The organism is Pseudoalteromonas sp. McH1-42 (assembly GCF_022347845.1).
Taxonomy (GTDB): domain Bacteria; phylum Pseudomonadota; class Gammaproteobacteria; order Enterobacterales; family Alteromonadaceae; genus Pseudoalteromonas; species Pseudoalteromonas rubra_D.
Genome location: NZ_JAKRFU010000021.1, coordinates 32024 through 47766, shown reverse-complemented (window position 1 = coordinate 47766; position 15743 = coordinate 32024). Strand labels below are relative to the sequence as shown.

14 protein-coding genes are annotated in these 15743 nt (G+C 46.6%); 9 read left to right on the top strand and 5 right to left on the bottom strand.

Features of this window, described 5'->3' with window-relative positions; genetic code table 11:
- Positions 1 to 114: 114 nt before the first annotated feature.
- From putP to MHN31_RS18085, 4 genes are all read left to right on the top strand, one after another.
- On the top strand, positions 115 to 1593 hold the full coding sequence (gene putP / locus MHN31_RS18100) for a sodium/proline symporter PutP (RefSeq protein WP_275446848.1): 1479 nt from the start codon (positions 115 to 117) through the stop codon (positions 1591 to 1593).
- A gap of 381 nt (positions 1594 to 1974) precedes the next feature.
- Positions 1975 to 2154 (top strand): hypothetical protein, encoded by a 180-nt coding sequence (locus MHN31_RS18095; RefSeq protein ID WP_138538971.1) that lies wholly within the window; start codon positions 1975 to 1977, stop codon positions 2152 to 2154.
- A gap of 21 nt (positions 2155 to 2175) precedes the next feature.
- Positions 2176 to 2730: a hypothetical protein gene (locus MHN31_RS18090; protein WP_239444976.1), complete on the top strand. Its 555-nt coding sequence runs from the start codon at positions 2176 to 2178 to the stop codon at positions 2728 to 2730.
- Between the two features lies 1 nt (position 2731).
- Complete coding sequence (locus MHN31_RS18085; RefSeq protein ID WP_239444975.1) at positions 2732 to 3055, top strand: hypothetical protein; 324 nt, start codon at positions 2732 to 2734, stop codon at positions 3053 to 3055.
- Between the two features lie 336 nt (positions 3056 to 3391).
- On the opposite strand, the gene MHN31_RS18080 is transcribed toward MHN31_RS18085, so the two are convergent.
- Positions 3392 to 4273, bottom strand: coding sequence for a LysR family transcriptional regulator (locus MHN31_RS18080; RefSeq protein ID WP_239444974.1), 882 nt, complete (start codon positions 4271 to 4273; stop codon positions 3392 to 3394).
- Positions 4274 to 4399: 126 nt separating this feature from the next.
- Between MHN31_RS18080 and MHN31_RS18075 the strand changes: the two genes are divergently transcribed.
- Positions 4400 to 5098 carry an NAD(P)H-dependent oxidoreductase gene (locus MHN31_RS18075; protein WP_239444973.1) on the top strand — a complete coding sequence of 233 codons (699 nt, stop codon included), beginning with the start codon at positions 4400 to 4402 and terminating at the stop codon, positions 5096 to 5098.
- 81 nt (positions 5099 to 5179) lie between these two features.
- Here MHN31_RS18075 and MHN31_RS18070 read toward each other — a convergent pair whose 3' ends face one another.
- Positions 5180 to 5626, bottom strand: coding sequence for a helix-turn-helix transcriptional regulator (locus MHN31_RS18070; RefSeq protein WP_239444972.1), 447 nt, complete (start codon positions 5624 to 5626; stop codon positions 5180 to 5182).
- Positions 5627 to 5844: 218 nt separating this feature from the next.
- Here MHN31_RS18070 and MHN31_RS18065 point away from each other — a divergent pair, with 218 nt between their 5' ends.
- The 4 genes from MHN31_RS18065 (at position 5845) to MHN31_RS18050 (ending at position 11125) form a co-directional block, all read left to right on the top strand.
- Complete coding sequence (locus tag MHN31_RS18065; RefSeq protein ID WP_049865423.1) at positions 5845 to 6144, top strand: helix-turn-helix transcriptional regulator; 300 nt, start codon at positions 5845 to 5847, stop codon at positions 6142 to 6144.
- A gap of 302 nt (positions 6145 to 6446) precedes the next feature.
- Positions 6447 to 7400, top strand: a complete 954-nt coding sequence (locus MHN31_RS18060) for a heme-binding protein (protein ID WP_125564085.1) — start codon at positions 6447 to 6449, stop codon at positions 7398 to 7400.
- 221 nt (positions 7401 to 7621) lie between these two features.
- Positions 7622 to 8821: a helix-turn-helix domain-containing protein gene (locus tag MHN31_RS18055; RefSeq protein WP_239444971.1), complete on the top strand. Its 1200-nt coding sequence runs from the start codon at positions 7622 to 7624 to the stop codon at positions 8819 to 8821.
- A gap of 72 nt (positions 8822 to 8893) precedes the next feature.
- Positions 8894 to 11125 carry a TonB-dependent receptor gene (locus MHN31_RS18050; protein WP_239444970.1) on the top strand — a complete coding sequence of 744 codons (2232 nt, stop codon included), beginning with the start codon at positions 8894 to 8896 and terminating at the stop codon, positions 11123 to 11125.
- Between the two features lie 53 nt (positions 11126 to 11178).
- Here the strand turns inward: MHN31_RS18050 and dapD are convergent, their stop codons facing one another.
- From dapD to map, 3 genes are all read right to left on the bottom strand, one after another.
- Positions 11179 to 12006, bottom strand: a complete 828-nt coding sequence (gene dapD / locus MHN31_RS18045; protein ID WP_125564079.1) for a 2,3,4,5-tetrahydropyridine-2,6-dicarboxylate N-succinyltransferase — start codon at positions 12004 to 12006, stop codon at positions 11179 to 11181.
- A gap of 11 nt (positions 12007 to 12017) precedes the next feature.
- Positions 12018 to 14636: a [protein-PII] uridylyltransferase gene (gene glnD / locus MHN31_RS18040; protein WP_239444969.1), complete on the bottom strand. Its 2619-nt coding sequence runs from the start codon at positions 14634 to 14636 to the stop codon at positions 12018 to 12020.
- 160 nt (positions 14637 to 14796) lie between these two features.
- Positions 14797 to 15588 carry a type I methionyl aminopeptidase gene (map, locus tag MHN31_RS18035; RefSeq protein WP_125564076.1) on the bottom strand — a complete coding sequence of 264 codons (792 nt, stop codon included), beginning with the start codon at positions 15586 to 15588 and terminating at the stop codon, positions 14797 to 14799.
- Positions 15589 to 15743: the final 155 nt, after the last annotated feature.

Below are 15743 nucleotides of genomic sequence, written 5' to 3'. Positions count from 1 at the left end.
GGCGATCTTTGCCATGTTATAGTGGCCCTTTCGCAATGGCTTTTGTCCCAATCTCAGCTAACAACAAAACAGCATCTGATATTGTGGAGAGGAGCCCGACTATAGGAGGTAATTTTGGAAACTGGCACTATGATCTCTCTTGCCATGTATTTCATCGCCATGTTGGGTATTGGACTGTACGCGTATCGTAAGTCTACCAGCGATGTGTCGGGTTATATGTTAGGTGGAAGAAGCCTTCCACCCAGTGTCGCGGCCCTGTCTGCGGGTGCCTCGGATATGAGTGGTTGGATCCTGATGGGTCTGCCCGGCGCCATGTTTGTAAGCGGTTTTAGCAGTACCTGGATTGCCATAGGCCTGTTGATTGGCGCATTTTTAAATTACTTGCTGGTGGCACCGCGTTTACGTGTGTATACCGAGTTGGCGAACGACGCGATAACCATTCCGGACTATTTTGCCAATCGCTTTGAAGATAAAGGCAATGCGTTGCGTATTGTATCCGCGTTGGTGATCATTGTTTTCTTCACGTTGTACACCTCTGCTGGTGTGGTTTCAGGCGGTAAGCTGTTTGAAAACTCCTTTGGTATGAGTTACGAAGCCGGTTTGTATATCACGACTGGCGTGGTTGTTTTGTATACTTTGTTTGGCGGGTTTCTGGCGGTTAGCCTGACTGACTTTGTGCAGGGGTGTATTATGTTCCTGGCGCTAATTCTAGTGCCTGCGGTGACTTATTCTTTACTGGATAACCCGCTGAGCGTTACGCTTAATGAAATCAACCCACAGTTACTGACCTGGATTGGCGCAGGTGGCGCAATCGGTATCGTTTCTGCCATGTCCTGGGGGTTGGGTTATTTCGGGCAGCCACACATTATCGTGCGCTTTATGTCAGTGCGCAGCGTTAAAGATATGCCAACGGCGCGTCGCATTGGCATGAGCTGGATGCTGGTGGCTACTTTAGGTGCCATCACAACGGGCCTGTTTGGTGCAGCGTATGCCCACGAAAAGGGCATTGTGGTTGAAGATCCCGAAACCATTTTCCTGATCTTATCTGAATTGCTCTTCCACCCGCTGATTGCTGGTTTCTTACTGGCTGCGATTCTGGCGGCGATTATGAGTACCATTTCGTCTCAGCTGCTGGTGAGCTCCAGTTCATTGACTGAAGACTTCTATAAGATCTTCCTGCGCAAAGAGGCGTCAGATAAAGAGCTTGTGCTGGTAGGGCGGATCAGCGTGGCGCTGGTTTCCATGTTTGCAATCTATCTTGCATACGACAGAGACAGCACCATTTTAAGCCTGGTGAGTAATGCGTGGGCTGGTTTTGGTGCCGCATTCGGTCCTCTGGTACTGCTTAGCTTATTCTGGAAGCGTATGAACTTTGCAGGCGCATTGTCGGGCATGATAGTGGGCGCAGCAACCGTATTGTTCTGGATCTATGGCCCTGTGACGGTAAATGATCAACCGCTTAGTGCGCTCATTTATGAAATCGTACCTGGATTTATTGCTTCAGCCATCGCGATTGTTGCCGTGAGCCTGGCGACATCCGAGCCCCGTGCTGAGATCACAAACAAGTTCGAAGAAATGCAAAAAGCACTTTAAAGTGTTGCATCGACTTCAATAGCCGCAGCGTTTTAGCTGCGGCTTTTTTGTATTTGATTTCTGACACAGACGGATTTTTCTACCATTCAGCCAGAAAATCTGACAGTTGAGCAGATTTATAGTCTCGCCAGTTTTGACCAGGTATAGTTTTCGCATGTCCGATTTGTCGTATTGTTGTTTCAATTTTTCTAATTTTCCTTATGATAAGTCTTACTGTGGGAGGGTCACTACCCATTTTTGACCAACCTCATAGTGTGTAAGACCATTTGCAATGAAGTGAATTTAATACAATTAATGCTTGTTACTATATGTCAATAAGGTTAACATGTGCGCAACCTTCTTGTGGGTGGTCCTTTTAAACCTAAATGAAGGACGGATAGTATGAAATTTTTTATAAAGCGCTTAAATAAGAAAGCAAAAACGAGTCAGTTGGAAGGAATCTCAAACATGAGTGTTGAGTCTGTTCAGTTGGTTACTGGTGGCTCTGGGTCTGGAAATGGTGCGCAACCAAAAATGCAGCGTTTTTCCCCTGAAGCTAAAACGGTTTATTTTGGCGGGTAAATAGTAAGGTTTTTGCCGAGCATGAATGAGTTTTTTATAGTTACTGGATGGATAATAACAGCGTTAGAGCTATTCGTTGTGTTATTCCTGCTGTATTGTTTTAAGCAGCACCGCTTTGATCTGTTTTTCGGGGGGAAAAAGACCCTGAAAAAACAAGGTGACCATGAGCTGCATTCATGCTTTCTTGCTTCTTTGGCAGTGCTTGTTTTTTATACCTCCAGCTCTAGTTTAGGAACTTATATTTTAAGCCTTCCTTTTGAACCGACACAGATGCGCCAAGTCTATTACTTTGCTCTTGTGTGTACTGGTGCGGCCTTTATCACTGTATTATTCCTATTGCATGTCATTCGAGGTTGTAACTTTTCTGCTACAGCTCGGCTTGTATCCTATATCTCGTTTATGTTGATGTTTATGAACTTTAGCCAGTTGGTCCTGCGTGGTTATTTAGACAACGATATGTTGTATGACGTATATGGGCCATTTGTAGTGATGGGAAATGTTTGTATATTCGTTACACTTGCCAAATACCCTTTCTATAGACTAATGGAATCTAAACTAGCCAAAGGAGAGATATAATATGGAACTGATATTGATTGGTAGTATGTTAATTATTATGGCGCTGATTTTTGTTTTGGCCATGATTGTAAAGGGGTCCAGCCTGAAGCCGTTTGAACAACGCTTTAGGTCGTTGATAACTGTTTCAAAAGACGAAGAAGAAGTCGAAGACAAGTACAGTGAAGCCTATGAAATTGTGATGGAGTTTGGCGATTTGCTTGCTGCTGAAAAGAACCTGGAACAATATTACGGTGTTAAAGATATTTACGACCGCGTTGAAGAATTCAGAGCGGAGAACAATCAGGCCGTTGATAAAGGCAAAGTCATCCTGAAGGTGGTTAAATAGGCCTGTTACGCCGCGCGCTTTCCCATGGTTGTTTTACACGTATTTCCAGTGGTTTTCGCCACGGTATCAGGCGCTCTCGATTGCTGATAGGCGAGTAAGCCTCGTGCTCACACCTTGGCGCAATCATTAACCCATATTGTTAGACCAATTTCACTTAATACCTGTTCTATTTGAAGGATCAAATATGACGCTAATAGCGTTAACAGTTTCTCATTTAGAACCTTAGACATAGGTTCACAAATTTTTTGCCTGCCTATATGGATGTAGATGCCTCAGCGATAGCAGGGCGCGGGAGCGGTGTTATCGACCCTATTTTCTCTCCTCAAAATAGAGCACTTAATCAAGCAAATTGGTATTACTCTTTAGTCCCACTAAACTCTGAACCCATTCAATAAATTTTACGGCGTTGTGCGTTCTGAATCGCGATTTATTGGGGATGTAGTAACATAATGACGAAGCAATGCTTCTTCCTCCTACTGGAGTTAACTGGCCGGCTGAACACATACCACGGACCAGTACCTCTGAGCAAAACACCAATGCGTTTTCTATCACTGCCTGCTGTATACCAAACAACTCCTGATCAAACTCTCGGATAACAAAGTCTTCCTTATTCAGCTCGTTGTGTGCCAGCCAGTCATCCAGTGGTGGTGCGCACAGTGCGCGGTTTTTCCAACGTGTTGTATAGATTACTGGTCGGTCCGCTGAGTTTTGTAATGCTCCGAGCGCTTTGTTTCCGAACAGATTATATTGTTCCTCGCTCAGGCGATCTTCGAGCGGGACATCTTTTATATTGCCCAGCCTTACAGGGATTGAATTGGGCAGATTGTCCGTCAGCTCTCCGCTTGAAACCTGCATCGAGATGTCCGGGTAACGTGCTGAGAACGCGCCTTGTGCAGGCAATAGCACCAGCGCCGCAAATGAAGAAGTGGTGCTCACCTGGACGACTTCATTGAGTTGCTGAATGTCTGCCAGCGCACTTTCAATTGTTGCAAAGCCCTCGGAAGTCGCATTGGCCAGTAACAAGCCTGTTTCTGTGAGTAGGACCTTTCTGGGCAAGCGTTGAAATAAACGCACATTGAGGCGGTCTTCAAGCTTACTGATATGATGAGAAATCGCTGTAGGCGTTAAAGAGAGCTCTTCTGCGGCGCGTTTGAAGCTGCTATGACGTGCTGCAGCGTCGAACGCCCTGAGTGCCTGTAACGAAACAGATAATGTCATGGTAGTCATCCAATCAAAAAATATATAGATGATTTTAACTCATCTATAGGTGCAAGAGTATCGTTTGTTCAGTTGATTGCCTTAACGCACACTATGACGCGTTCAGTAATTAAAAAGGTAATTAGCATGAGTACAATTTTGCACATAGATTCAAGCGTCAGAGCGATTGACAATGAAAAACCCTCACATAATTCACTGTCAAAGCAGATTGCCCAGCAGTTTGTTAAAAGCTGGCAGAAAACCTCTTCAATAGATGAGTATATCTATCGTGATGTGGGATCACATCCTCCACACTTTATCACTCAGGATTGGATTGGAGCTGTATTCACCCCGGAAGGTAAAAGAACTAGGGAGCAGAGGCAGCTATTGGCCTTATCCGATACGCTGATCGATGAGCTAACTCGCGCTGATATTATTGTTATTTCAACACCTATGTACAATTATGGTATGCCAGCACAACTCAAGGCCTGGTTTGATCAGATTGTTCGGGTTAACAAAACATTTGATTTTGATCTCAAGCGGGGAGACTTTCCGTTAGCGCCATTGTTGTCTGGCAAGACACTGGTTGCCATAGCCTCATGTGGCGAATTTGGCTTCGAGGAGCCCGAGATCAGAGCTAAGAGTAATCATCTGATGCCACATTTACGCACGTTAAGTCGTTATCTTGGAGTTGAAACTATGCATGAAATAGTGAGTGAATATCAGGAGTTTGCCGATGACAGGCATCAGGCGTCGCTCACACAGGCTTTTGAGAAAGCGCAAAGCCTGGCAGTTGCACTGGCACGGAGTCAGCAAGTGCAACACACCGATGTACAGTTTGTATGAGCGTGATCACTTAGATTGACCCGTCAAACTACAAAAGTGGTCGCTTTGGGTTACTTTTGTTTTATTCAATAACGCGCTTTGTTAAGCCCGTCTTTTTTCATTGTGTGCGACCGAACTCTGCTGGAGAATGGGTTTCAGGTCGCGCAAAATAATATGGCCATAATCCTGATATCCTGCCTGCGTGCCAGGTGTAAACCACTTCATATGGGAAATAAACTCAAGGGAATTGGCAATGCTGGTGATCAGGCTTTGTTCCATGTCAGAGTGGTAAGCCAACGGCGGCTCTACAGGGGCTGGAGGCGTATGGGTCACGTTTTGATGCTCTCCGGTCAGCAGCCATAATGCACTGTCTTTAGTCACCGGATGTAAAAAGAATTTGCTTACTACCGACAGGGTAGGTTCCCTAACATCTTTCTCATACTTTCGATACGAAGCAGTGGGAATATCCAGCATTTCTGAAAAGCCAACCTGAGAATAACCCAAGTTGATACGTAACTGTTTTAATCTTGTAGCAAAAGTATTTGACATATGACCCAATCCGGTTAATTATTTATCCACCTGACCCGTTCAGACTACATGACTCTCAGTCAAATGTCTAACCGGGACGAAAAATTAAACACTTGGCCGGAACGCTCTCCGGGTAGGTGTAGGCTCAGACCTGTGTTTAGACGTTTGTAAATTTCATGGCTTTAAACACGTTGCTTTAGGTTTGTAAGACACTGTGATTGATAATAAGCGGATATGTTATGACTACTGTTAAAAGAAATGAATCTGTGCGTAAAGCACACACCATAGCAGCCAGGAAGCAAATTCAAACTGCTATTCGTCGCCTACGTAGAGAAATGAACTTAACTCAGGCTGAGTTAGGTAAAAAGCTTGTTACGCCTGTTGATCAGGCAACCATCTCTAACTGGGAGTGCGGTAAGTCTGACTTATCTGCCTGTCAATTACTGGATATTATGATGATTTTTGGCCAGCCAAACTTTATGAGTTTGCTGGAGCAGGGAGCGCAAAGCGACCTGGTCGACGAAAAGCAGTCGGCCTAACGCAATTATTCACTGACAGCTCCTCTGTCAGATAAGCCTCCTAGCTAACATATCGTGTTGTCTGGGCACACTCGTGCCCGCTTCTCTTTTTTATTCGTCTAATTGCTGATCTTGTACTAGCTTTCCATTGGGAGCGAGAGTCCTGACTCATGCGATTCTTTTCTGGTCAATGGCCAAAGTGCACTGTTTTTAAAAAGAGCAGGCTCTTCTGCTGGTGGTCCCGCCTCGTCACGCCCAACATACCTGTATTGCTTTTTCTATGGTGCGCTGGGTGCAATTAAGCAAGTATAAGGAACCATTTTATGTCGTCAGTTAAATCGAAGTTAGGGTTTGATCAGAACCAACGTAAAATTATTATTGGAGAACAGCAGGACTCTGAACTAGGGCCGTTATGCCACCTCCCTGGCACCTGGAAAAACATAGGTAATCTTGAAGGCCATGGCTGGAATATGATTGCTTTGCCTTTTGCCGCGGGCGATCTGGATTATCGGCTGCTCATGAATCAGTATGACGAAGAGCTGACTTTCAGCTTGGTGGACAAAGGCGTACCAAACCGGGGTATTCCGGAAGATCAATCTGTCGCTACGCTCGACTACACCCAAATCATCAACCAGATTGCTGCACAAGACTATCCACATTCCGGGCTTGAGGGTAAACCTGGCCTGGCAATTCACCATGAACCTGGTCTGTGGTTGCATATGCGTGATCAGTTAACCGATGATCTGGATATCGCCCGGCTGTCCAGTATTCCCCATGGTGATGCGGTGATCGCATTGGGTAAGAGTGCACATTCTCAGTCTGGCTTTGAGATCCCTGCACTGAATGGCTTACCCATAGGCGTGTCGGGCGATATAGACACCAACCCCTATCTGGCACCTTATAAACACTTCAGAGATCAGCCTTTTGAAGGCCTGTTTGATCCTACCCAGGCAAATGCTCTGCTGCAAAAAGCGATTGCTCCTTTACTCAGCGCTGGCAAAGTGAAAAATACCACTAAGCTGGAAGTACGTACAACCGCGGCGTCGGGCTCTGTAAACAATATTCCGTTTGTCACACGCCAGGCGAATGCCGCTGAAGTACATTCCACATTTTGGATCTACGAATTAACGGAGACTGACCAAAACGGCAATCCAAAGCTTTGGTTACAATATTCTCAGAACGTAATCCTGGATTTTTTCAATCGTAAGGACAGACCAGGCGAATTAATCCGCTGGCCACACATCAGCATCAACACGCTGGAAAAAGTCGACACCTGATAGTCGCAGTCGCTGCTGCTTACTTTTTTGTTTGCAGCAGTGGTGCTTTCTCGCCATGTTATGGAGTCATTTGGATTTTACGTATAAAACGAGGGGGCACCGACCCATTGCATCTTGCAATTTAACTAATAAGGGAACACACTAGGTGTAAATAATTAACAATAAAGCCACAAGCTAATGGCGCGATTCGCGCCTCAAGCAACACGTCGGTTAGAATTAACATGTTTACACTGGTCATATTATCTTTGGGTTGCCTTCATGGTCTGTATCTCAGTTACGAGCTGATACGGAAGAATACGGCGAATGATGCAAACAGGATGCTTGCTTTGTGTATTCAGTGCTTTGTTGCACTGTTGTTTTTTATACTGCTTGATGAAAGTGGGGCGTTTTACTATTTGCCTCATCTGATTGGATTTCAGGAGCCTCTGACTTTTCTGTTGGCACCGTGTTTTTATTACTACGTACTCAGATTAACATCGCCCGCCTATATTCCGTTTAATCGCGTTCATTTACTCCCGTTTGTTCTGGCGCTGCTCTGTGCCATTCCTTTCTTTTTGCTTGATGCACGCAGCAAATGGCAGTTTTTGTACGGCGATATGTATGCCCCTGACCTGCCATCCTGGTATCTGGCAGGGTTTGAAAATGTCTTTATATTTGGCGCTATGTTGCAGGTTGCAGTGTATCTGATATTTGCGTGGCACAGGCTCAATGCCTACCAGATCCTGTCGGCCAATAACTTTTCATCCCTTGAACTGATAAACCTGAACTGGCTAAGACGCTTGCTTATGATGTTGTTATCGCTTTATGGGCTGTGGTTCATCGATGAAGCGATAGAAGTGAATGCTATGGCGTGTATTGATCACGACAGTGGGTTTGGCTGTGAGTATGACTGGTTGATTGGCGAGCGCTGGTTCTTTTTCTCTGAGTTGGGCGTGGTCATTGTTTTTTATTTGATGAGTTATTACGGCTTGCGTCAGCCAGAAATATTTATCCAGAGTAATCAATATGTTGAACTGGATAAGTCGAACGGTGAAAAGTACTTAAATTCAGCACTGTCAGAATCACTGGCTGTGCAGCTTTGCGACCTAATTGAAGAGCAGGTGCAGGACGAAAAGCTGTATCTTAAAGCGGATTTAACGCTGCACGACCTGGCCTGTGCATGTGGTCATTCCCGGCACCACGTTTCCCAGGCGATTAATCAAAGTAAAAACATGAGTTTTTTTGATTTTATCAATCAACTCAGAGTGATGCATGCCCAGCAGCTGCTGTTGTCCCAGCCAGACAGAAGTATTCTGGATATCTCTTTGGACAGTGGGTTTAACTCCCGCTCTGCGTTTTATGGGGCATTCAAACGTTATACCGAGTTAACACCAGGCGCTTATCGAAAACAAAGTAAAATATTGGCAGAAAATATGTCCTGATCAGTCGGTCAGGACGACAAGCAGCCCTCGCTGCGCAAGGATGTCATTGTTATTTCAATGGAGAAAACAACAATGACAAGACAAATACCCGTTCAGCAGGACAGGCTTTTACGACCGCGGCCATTGCCTTTTTTACTGCCCGGTGCGCCATCAGATCATGGCACTCACCCCGAACAAGCAAAAAATATAACTCAGGTGACTGGCAAGTATCTGGCGCAAGCATCAGGATCACCGATTGTTCTGTTGATTTGTGCCTTTTTAAATACCGCTGTGGTACATGCCAATGCTACACCGTCTGATCTGGAGCGCATAACGGTCACCGGCAGCCAGTATACGTTAGCCACCCGGCACAATACGCACTTCCTCTCCAAAGAGCGTATTGAGTCAATGCCGCACATTGCTGATGATATTTTTCGACTGATGCCCGCTTTACCGGGTGTTGCCGCAGGTGATTATTCTGCTAACTTTTTTGTGCGCGGTGGGCATTCGGATGAAGTTCTCGTGTTACTGGATGGTCAGCAGCTTTACCGGCCTTTTCATATGAAAAGCTTCAATAGTGCGTTTAGCATTGTCGACACGGACAATGTAGGCGCGATGGACTTTTCCAGTGGCGGATTTACGGCGCGTTATGGCAATAAAATGAGCGGTGTCATGGCGATAGAAAGCCTATATGACATGCCCCAATACAAACATAGTCTGGGTGTAAGCTTCATTAATGCCAGAGCCGGGTCGCAGGGCACATTTGACGATGATAAAGGCACCTGGCTGGTATCAGTCAGACGCGGTTATCTTGATCTGGTACTGGATGCGGTAGAAGATGAATCGAACAAATTTGAGCCCATTTATGCGGATTTATTTGCGAAGGTCAGTTATGAGCTGACGGATACCCAGTCTTTGTCAGGACACTTTCTTTACGCCTGGGACGATGAAATACTTGATGACACCTTTACTGAATGGGATGGAGTCCGGGAATATCAGGTGAAGGAAAAGGTCAGTGGCGAGTACAGCAGCGCCTACGCGTGGGCGGTCCTGCACTCAGACTGGCGTGAGAATTTGAGCAGCCAGACGTTATTGTCAGTCGCCAGAGTCGAGGAAGACCGTAGCGGCGGTCAATACGACCCGACCGAAGTGTGGCTTACCCTGGACGATAACAAGTTCTTTTATGCCTACTCACTGAAACAAGACTGGCAATGGCGCGTCAGTGACAGTCATTATCTGGAGTCGGGTTTTGAAGCCAAATACCTGGATGCAGAGTATGATTACTGGCTGGAAGCCTGGTATCCGGTGAACTATGACGGTGAAGACTATCGTCAGCAAAAAACACAGCTAACTGCATCCGGTAATGTGTTTGGTGCCTATATCAGTGATCGTTGGCGACTTAACCCTGACTGGGTAGCTGAGCTGGGTTTGCGCTGGGATCAGCAGGATTATTATGGGTTTACCAAAGCGCAATGGAGCCCGCGAGTTGCGCTCTTGTATCAGCCAGCCGACGAACAGCGGGTTTCCCTGAGCGCCGGAGATTATTACCAGCCTGAGGATATTCTCAGCTTGCAGGTCGCTGATGGCACCACTGAGTTTCATGGCGTAGAGAAAGCGCGTCATGTCATTCTATCTTATCAGCATGTGCTGAGCCCGGCTTTTCAATGGCGCGCTGAAGCGTATCTGAAAAAACTGTCACAGTTGCGGCCCTGGTATGAGAATGCGTTTGATCTTTATGAATTCTTACCAGAAGGGCAGGCCGACAGGTATCGGGTTGCCCCGGACTCAGCCAGAGTTAAAGGCGTTGAGCTGAGTTTTCAGCATCACATTACTTCTCAATGGCAGTGGCAGGCGAGTTACAGTTGGTCTAACGCACAGGACAGCATTAGCGGACGCTGGTATCCGCGTAGCTGGGATCAAAGGCATGCTGTCAAGCTGACGAGTCGTTATCAGTTCGATAATGGCTGGCAGATCAGTGGGCTGGTGTATTTTCATTCCGGCTGGCCTATGACTGGCGAGTCAGGCCGTTTGGTAAAAAATACGCCCAATGGCGGTTACGAAATTCAGCGTAGTCTCAATGAGCGTAACCAGCTTAAACTGGGTAACTACAAACGTATAGATATGAGAATTCATAAAATCTATCCATTATCAAACAGTGAGTTAACTGTTTTCTTTGAAGTTTCTAATTTACTGAACTTTGACAATGAATGTTGTATAGATAGAACCAGCTACTCAGTAGATAGACAGGGAAAGTTGCGTAAAAAAGAAGAGCGCGGGCACTGGTTGCCGATTATTCCGTCGTTCGGAGTGAAGTGGGCATTCTGACTTTTGGTGAGATAAAGCCCGGTTTTTACACCGGGCTTAAATCAGACGGTGGATCAGTCCTGAACTGAGCGAAGCAGGGCGTTGATCCCTACTTTTTCACGCGTTTGCTGGTCCACTTTCTTAACTATGATCGCCGCATACAGGCTGTGAGTACCATCTTTGCTTGGTAATGAACCTGGGACGACAACGGCACCTGCTGGAACTCGGCCGTAGTGGATCTCGCCGGTTTCGCGGTCATAGATACGCGTACTTTGTGAAATGTACACACCCATTGAAATTACCGCGCCTTCTTCAACAATGACCCCTTCAACAATTTCAGAGCGGGCACCGATGAAGCAGTTATCTTCGATAATGGTTGGGTTGGCTTGTAATGGCTCCAGTACACCGCCGATACCTACACCGCCAGAGAGGTGTACATTTTTACCGATCTGAGCACATGAACCGACTGTGGCCCAGGTATCAACCATAGTGCCTTCGTCGACATAAGCGCCAATGTTGACATAAGACGGCATCAAAACCACATTTTTGCCGATGAAGCTACCCTGGCGTGCAACGGCGTTGGGGACCACACGCATACCACCTTGCTGAAACTGCTCTGGTGTATAGTCGCTAAACTTTAGCGGGACTTTATCGAAAAACTGGTTTACCCCGTCATGCATAGGCTGGTTATCGCGAATACGGAATGACAGCAGAACCGCCTTTTTCAGCCACTGGTGCACAACCCACTCGCCACTGACTTTTTCAGCAACGCGTGCTGCGCCTGAGTCCAGTAAAGCCAGTGCATCAATGATGGCATTTTTTACCTGAGGTGACACATCACTGGGTGTGATGGTATCGCGTTGTTCCCAGGCTTGTTCAATTGTGGTTTTTAAATCCGACATAGTGTCCTCATTTATTCAGATTCTGCATTGAGTTTTTTCATCAGTGAGCGATGTAACGATGCTTTGGCATCTTCACTGAGACGTTGATAATCTTTGTCCGAGACCACAAAGAAATCCTCCGCGCGTTCGCCCACTGTGGTAATACGTGCGGCGTGAATATGCAGTGAATGGACTTGAAAAACTTCGGCTATTTTAGTCAATAAGCCTGGAATATCCACTGCCTGGATCTCTATTAGGTTTCGGTCACTGCGGGCGTGGGGACGTACCACGACCTTAGGTTTAATATTAAAGTCTTTAAAACGTTGCGAGCGGTTTTTCTTCAGCCGGATTTTCTTCTTCGGATCTGTGAGGATCACTTCCAGGCTGCGCCGCAAAGCTTTGGCGCGGGTACCGCTGATGGGGCGACCATCTACTTCTAGTATGACAAAGCTAAAGACCACATAACCGTCTTTAGTTGTCAGTACCTGAGCATGCTGGATCTGGGCCTTTTTGGAACCAATTACTGCCACCAGTTTGGCAAACAAACTGGCTTCATAAGGCGCGTAAACAAAAACCTGGGTTCCGCCATGCATCGGCTGTTCTGAGACAACCACGCAGGGCTTGCTCAGGTCATCTCGGCCGAGTAGATATTCAGTCTGCCAGGAAATTTGTTGTTCGCTGAATGCGGTAAAATAGTTGGCTTTAAAGCGCGCCCAGATCATGTCAATCAGGTCTTCGCGATAGTCTTTATTGATCAGCCGCTGTTTCGCCTGTTGTTTCTTATCGCGGATCTGATCACGCATATCCATGGGATTTTCCAGACCCAGACGCAATGCTCGCTGCGTGAGCAAGTAAAGCTCCCGCAACAGGGTGTTTTTCCAGTCATTCCACAGGTTATCATTGGTTGCACGAATATCGGCAACGGTCAGACAATAGAGATAGTCGAGCTGGCGTTCATTCTTAATGCGCGAGGCAAATTCGTTGATCACTTCCGGATCATTGATGTCTTTACGCTGCGCGGTGACCGACATCAACAGGTGATTCTCGACTAACCAGGCAACAAGCTTGCAGTCGGATGAAGAGAACCCATGCATTTGTGCAAACGCAGATGCATCAACGGCCCCCAGCTCAGAGTGATCGCCACCCCGGCCTTTGGCAATATCATGGAAAATGCCTGCCAGATACAGCAACTCAGGTTTATCCATGCGCGTGACGATTTCAGTACACAGCGGAAATTCGCCCTGGTGCTCATGACTAAAATAGCGATAAATATTGTTGATGAGCTTGTGTGTGTGCTCATCAACGGTATAGGCATGAAATAAATCGAATTGCATCTGCCCGAAGATATTTCGCCATTGTGGCAAGTAGGCTGCAATGATCCCATGTTTGTGCATCAGGGTAAACGCGCGGCCCATGCCGTTGGGGTGTTTAAGCAGCCGCATTAATGCATCGCGGCAGGCGGCATAATCTTGCAAATCACCCAACAGGCGGCGTCTTACCTGGCGCACAGTGCGAATGGTGCTGGGATCGATGTCGGTAATTTCCGAGTTATCGGCAATATGTTCAAATAATAAAATGAGATTTTCCCGGCGAAAGAACACTGAAGGATTCTTCACCCGAATTTTATTGCCAACACGCTCAAAGTGGTTATCGAGCGGTATCACGGTTTGTTCGCTTTGATCTGGTAAAATGCTCTGCTCAAAATACGCCAGCAGCATCTGGTTCATTTCGCGCACACGACTCATGATCCGGAACAGACGTTTCATCATGCGTTCAACGGAAGCCTTGCCCTCGGAACCAAATCCTAACAGCTCAGCGGCATGAGGCTGGTAATCAAACAGCAAGCGATTTTCACTGCGTCCGGCTGCCAGATGGAGTGCAAAGCGGATATTCCAGAGGTTTTCCAGGCATTCCAGCAGTTCCTGGTACTCCTCGTGAGTCAGATAACCATGACTAATCAGCTCTTCGAGTGTTTCTGCATGAAAGTGTTTTTTAGCGACCCAGAAGATGGTCTGGAGATCGCGCAGGCCACCCGGATTTTCTTTGATATTCGGCTCAAGGTTATAGGCGGTACCGTGACACTTTCTGCGACGTAGTCGTTGCTCTTTGACCTTGGCGATAAAGAATTCATCTGATTGCCAGATGGGCGTCTCAACAATGTGACTTTTGAGGCGTTCAAACTCAACATGATTGCCGCAAATTAATCGGCTCTCAAGCAGGCTGGTGGTGAAGTGTACGTCTTCACGTTTTTGTTCGAGTACCTGCTCGTGGGTTCGGACACTGTGACCAATATCCAGGTTGAGGTCCCATAACAAGGTCATGAATGACTCGAGAGACTCTGTCAGTTCAGGTCCGGGTTCTTGTTTGCACAACAGCAGAAAGTCAATGTCGGAGTATGGATGTAATTCTCCACGACCATATCCGCCAACCCCTATTAGAGCCAAATCCGGGAATTGGGCCAGCCCGGTGTCGGAGTATAACTTAATCAATAAGCGGTCAATAAACTCGGCCCGGGCATTGATCAGCTGTCTGACGGGTTGCTTAGAAAACTGGTTGTTCAGCCACTTGTAAAAATAGGTCTGACAGTTTTTGTAATCGTTCAAGGTTTGCGCTTCGTCGAGAAGCGTTTTTACTTTGTTTGGTAGTGCCACCTGGGCTCCCTATTTTGCGCGCAAAACTCACAGCTCAGTTTTACACTAAGTGACAAAAAAATGCGAGGTTGTGATTGGCGAAGGGCGTTTAACTGGATGAAAAGGCAGCATAGTGGATTAATGACAACGCCACCGCAAAGGTGGCGTTGTTTTGGAGTGATTAAGCGCTGTGCTCAATTACTCGCTCAATGGTGTCGTCGCTGCGTAATGTCAGGATCTCTACACCGTTTTCTGTGACCAGCAGCGTGTGCTCCCATTGCGCAGATAAGCTGCGGTCTTTGGTCACAACAGTCCAGTCGTCTTTCAGTAACTTACAGTGGCGTTTGCCTGCATTGACCATAGGTTCAATGGTCAGACACATACCTGCTTCAAGCGCTTCTCCGGTGCCTGCTTTACCATAGTGGACGATTTGCGGTTCTTCGTGGAATTCCGCACCAATGCCATGGCCGCAATATTCACGGACGATAGAGTAATTAAAGCCTTCCGCATATTTTTGGATAGCAGCGCCGATGTCGCCAATGCGTACGCCAGGTCTTACCATACGAATACCAATGTACAGCGCTTCTTGAGTGACTTCGCTCAGACGCTTACCCTGAATACTCGGTTTGCCAACGAAAAACATTTTTGAGGTATCGCCATGATAACCATCTTTGATAACCGTCACATCAATGTTGATGATGTCGCCATCTTTGAGTGGCTTGTCGTTTGGAATACCATGACAAATTACGTGGTTTACTGAGGTACAGATCGACTTCGGGAAACCGTGGTAGTTAAGAGGGGCAGGGACGGCTTGCTGCACATCTACAATGTAGTTATGACAAATGGTGTTTAGCTCATCGGTCGTCACCCCTGGTTTGACATAAGGTTCAATCATTTCCAAGACTTCAGCGGCTAACTTACCGGCAACACGCATCTTTTCGATTTCTTCAGGGGTTTTGATCACTGCACTCATTGAGACTCCAAGTCATAGTTTCGACGCAACAACACCGGGCTAGTTTATGAACGATTTTTAGCCCAAACGTTGAGTTAATTTCTTTTATATGGTATAAAGCGCGCCGTCTTTTTACAAATAAATCTTTTCGCCTTTCTGGTGGTCCAATTGACCAC

Excerpts from the sequence above, each read along its gene's own strand:
- MHN31_RS18085 (WP_239444975.1), top strand. The coding sequence starts at position 2,732 with ATGGAACTGATATTGATTGGTAGTATGTTAATTATTATGGCGCTGATT.
- dapD (WP_125564079.1), bottom strand. The coding sequence starts at position 12,006 with ATGTCGGATTTAAAAACCACAATTGAACAAGCCTGGGAACAACGCGAT.
- MHN31_RS18060 (WP_125564085.1), top strand. The coding sequence starts at position 6,447 with ATGTCGTCAGTTAAATCGAAGTTAGGGTTTGATCAGAACCAACGTAAA.
- MHN31_RS18090 (WP_239444976.1), top strand. The coding sequence starts at position 2,176 with ATGAATGAGTTTTTTATAGTTACTGGATGGATAATAACAGCGTTAGAG.
- MHN31_RS18070 (WP_239444972.1), bottom strand. The coding sequence starts at position 5,626 with ATGTCAAATACTTTTGCTACAAGATTAAAACAGTTACGTATCAACTTG.
- MHN31_RS18050 (WP_239444970.1), top strand. The coding sequence starts at position 8,894 with ATGACAAGACAAATACCCGTTCAGCAGGACAGGCTTTTACGACCGCGG.
- MHN31_RS18095 (WP_138538971.1), top strand. The coding sequence starts at position 1,975 with ATGAAATTTTTTATAAAGCGCTTAAATAAGAAAGCAAAAACGAGTCAG.
- MHN31_RS18055 (WP_239444971.1), top strand. The coding sequence starts at position 7,622 with ATGTTTACACTGGTCATATTATCTTTGGGTTGCCTTCATGGTCTGTAT.
- map (WP_125564076.1), bottom strand. The coding sequence starts at position 15,588 with ATGAGTGCAGTGATCAAAACCCCTGAAGAAATCGAAAAGATGCGTGTT.
- MHN31_RS18075 (WP_239444973.1), top strand. The coding sequence starts at position 4,400 with ATGAGTACAATTTTGCACATAGATTCAAGCGTCAGAGCGATTGACAAT.
- MHN31_RS18080 (WP_239444974.1), bottom strand. The coding sequence starts at position 4,273 with ATGACATTATCTGTTTCGTTACAGGCACTCAGGGCGTTCGACGCTGCA.
- MHN31_RS18065 (WP_049865423.1), top strand. The coding sequence starts at position 5,845 with ATGACTACTGTTAAAAGAAATGAATCTGTGCGTAAAGCACACACCATA.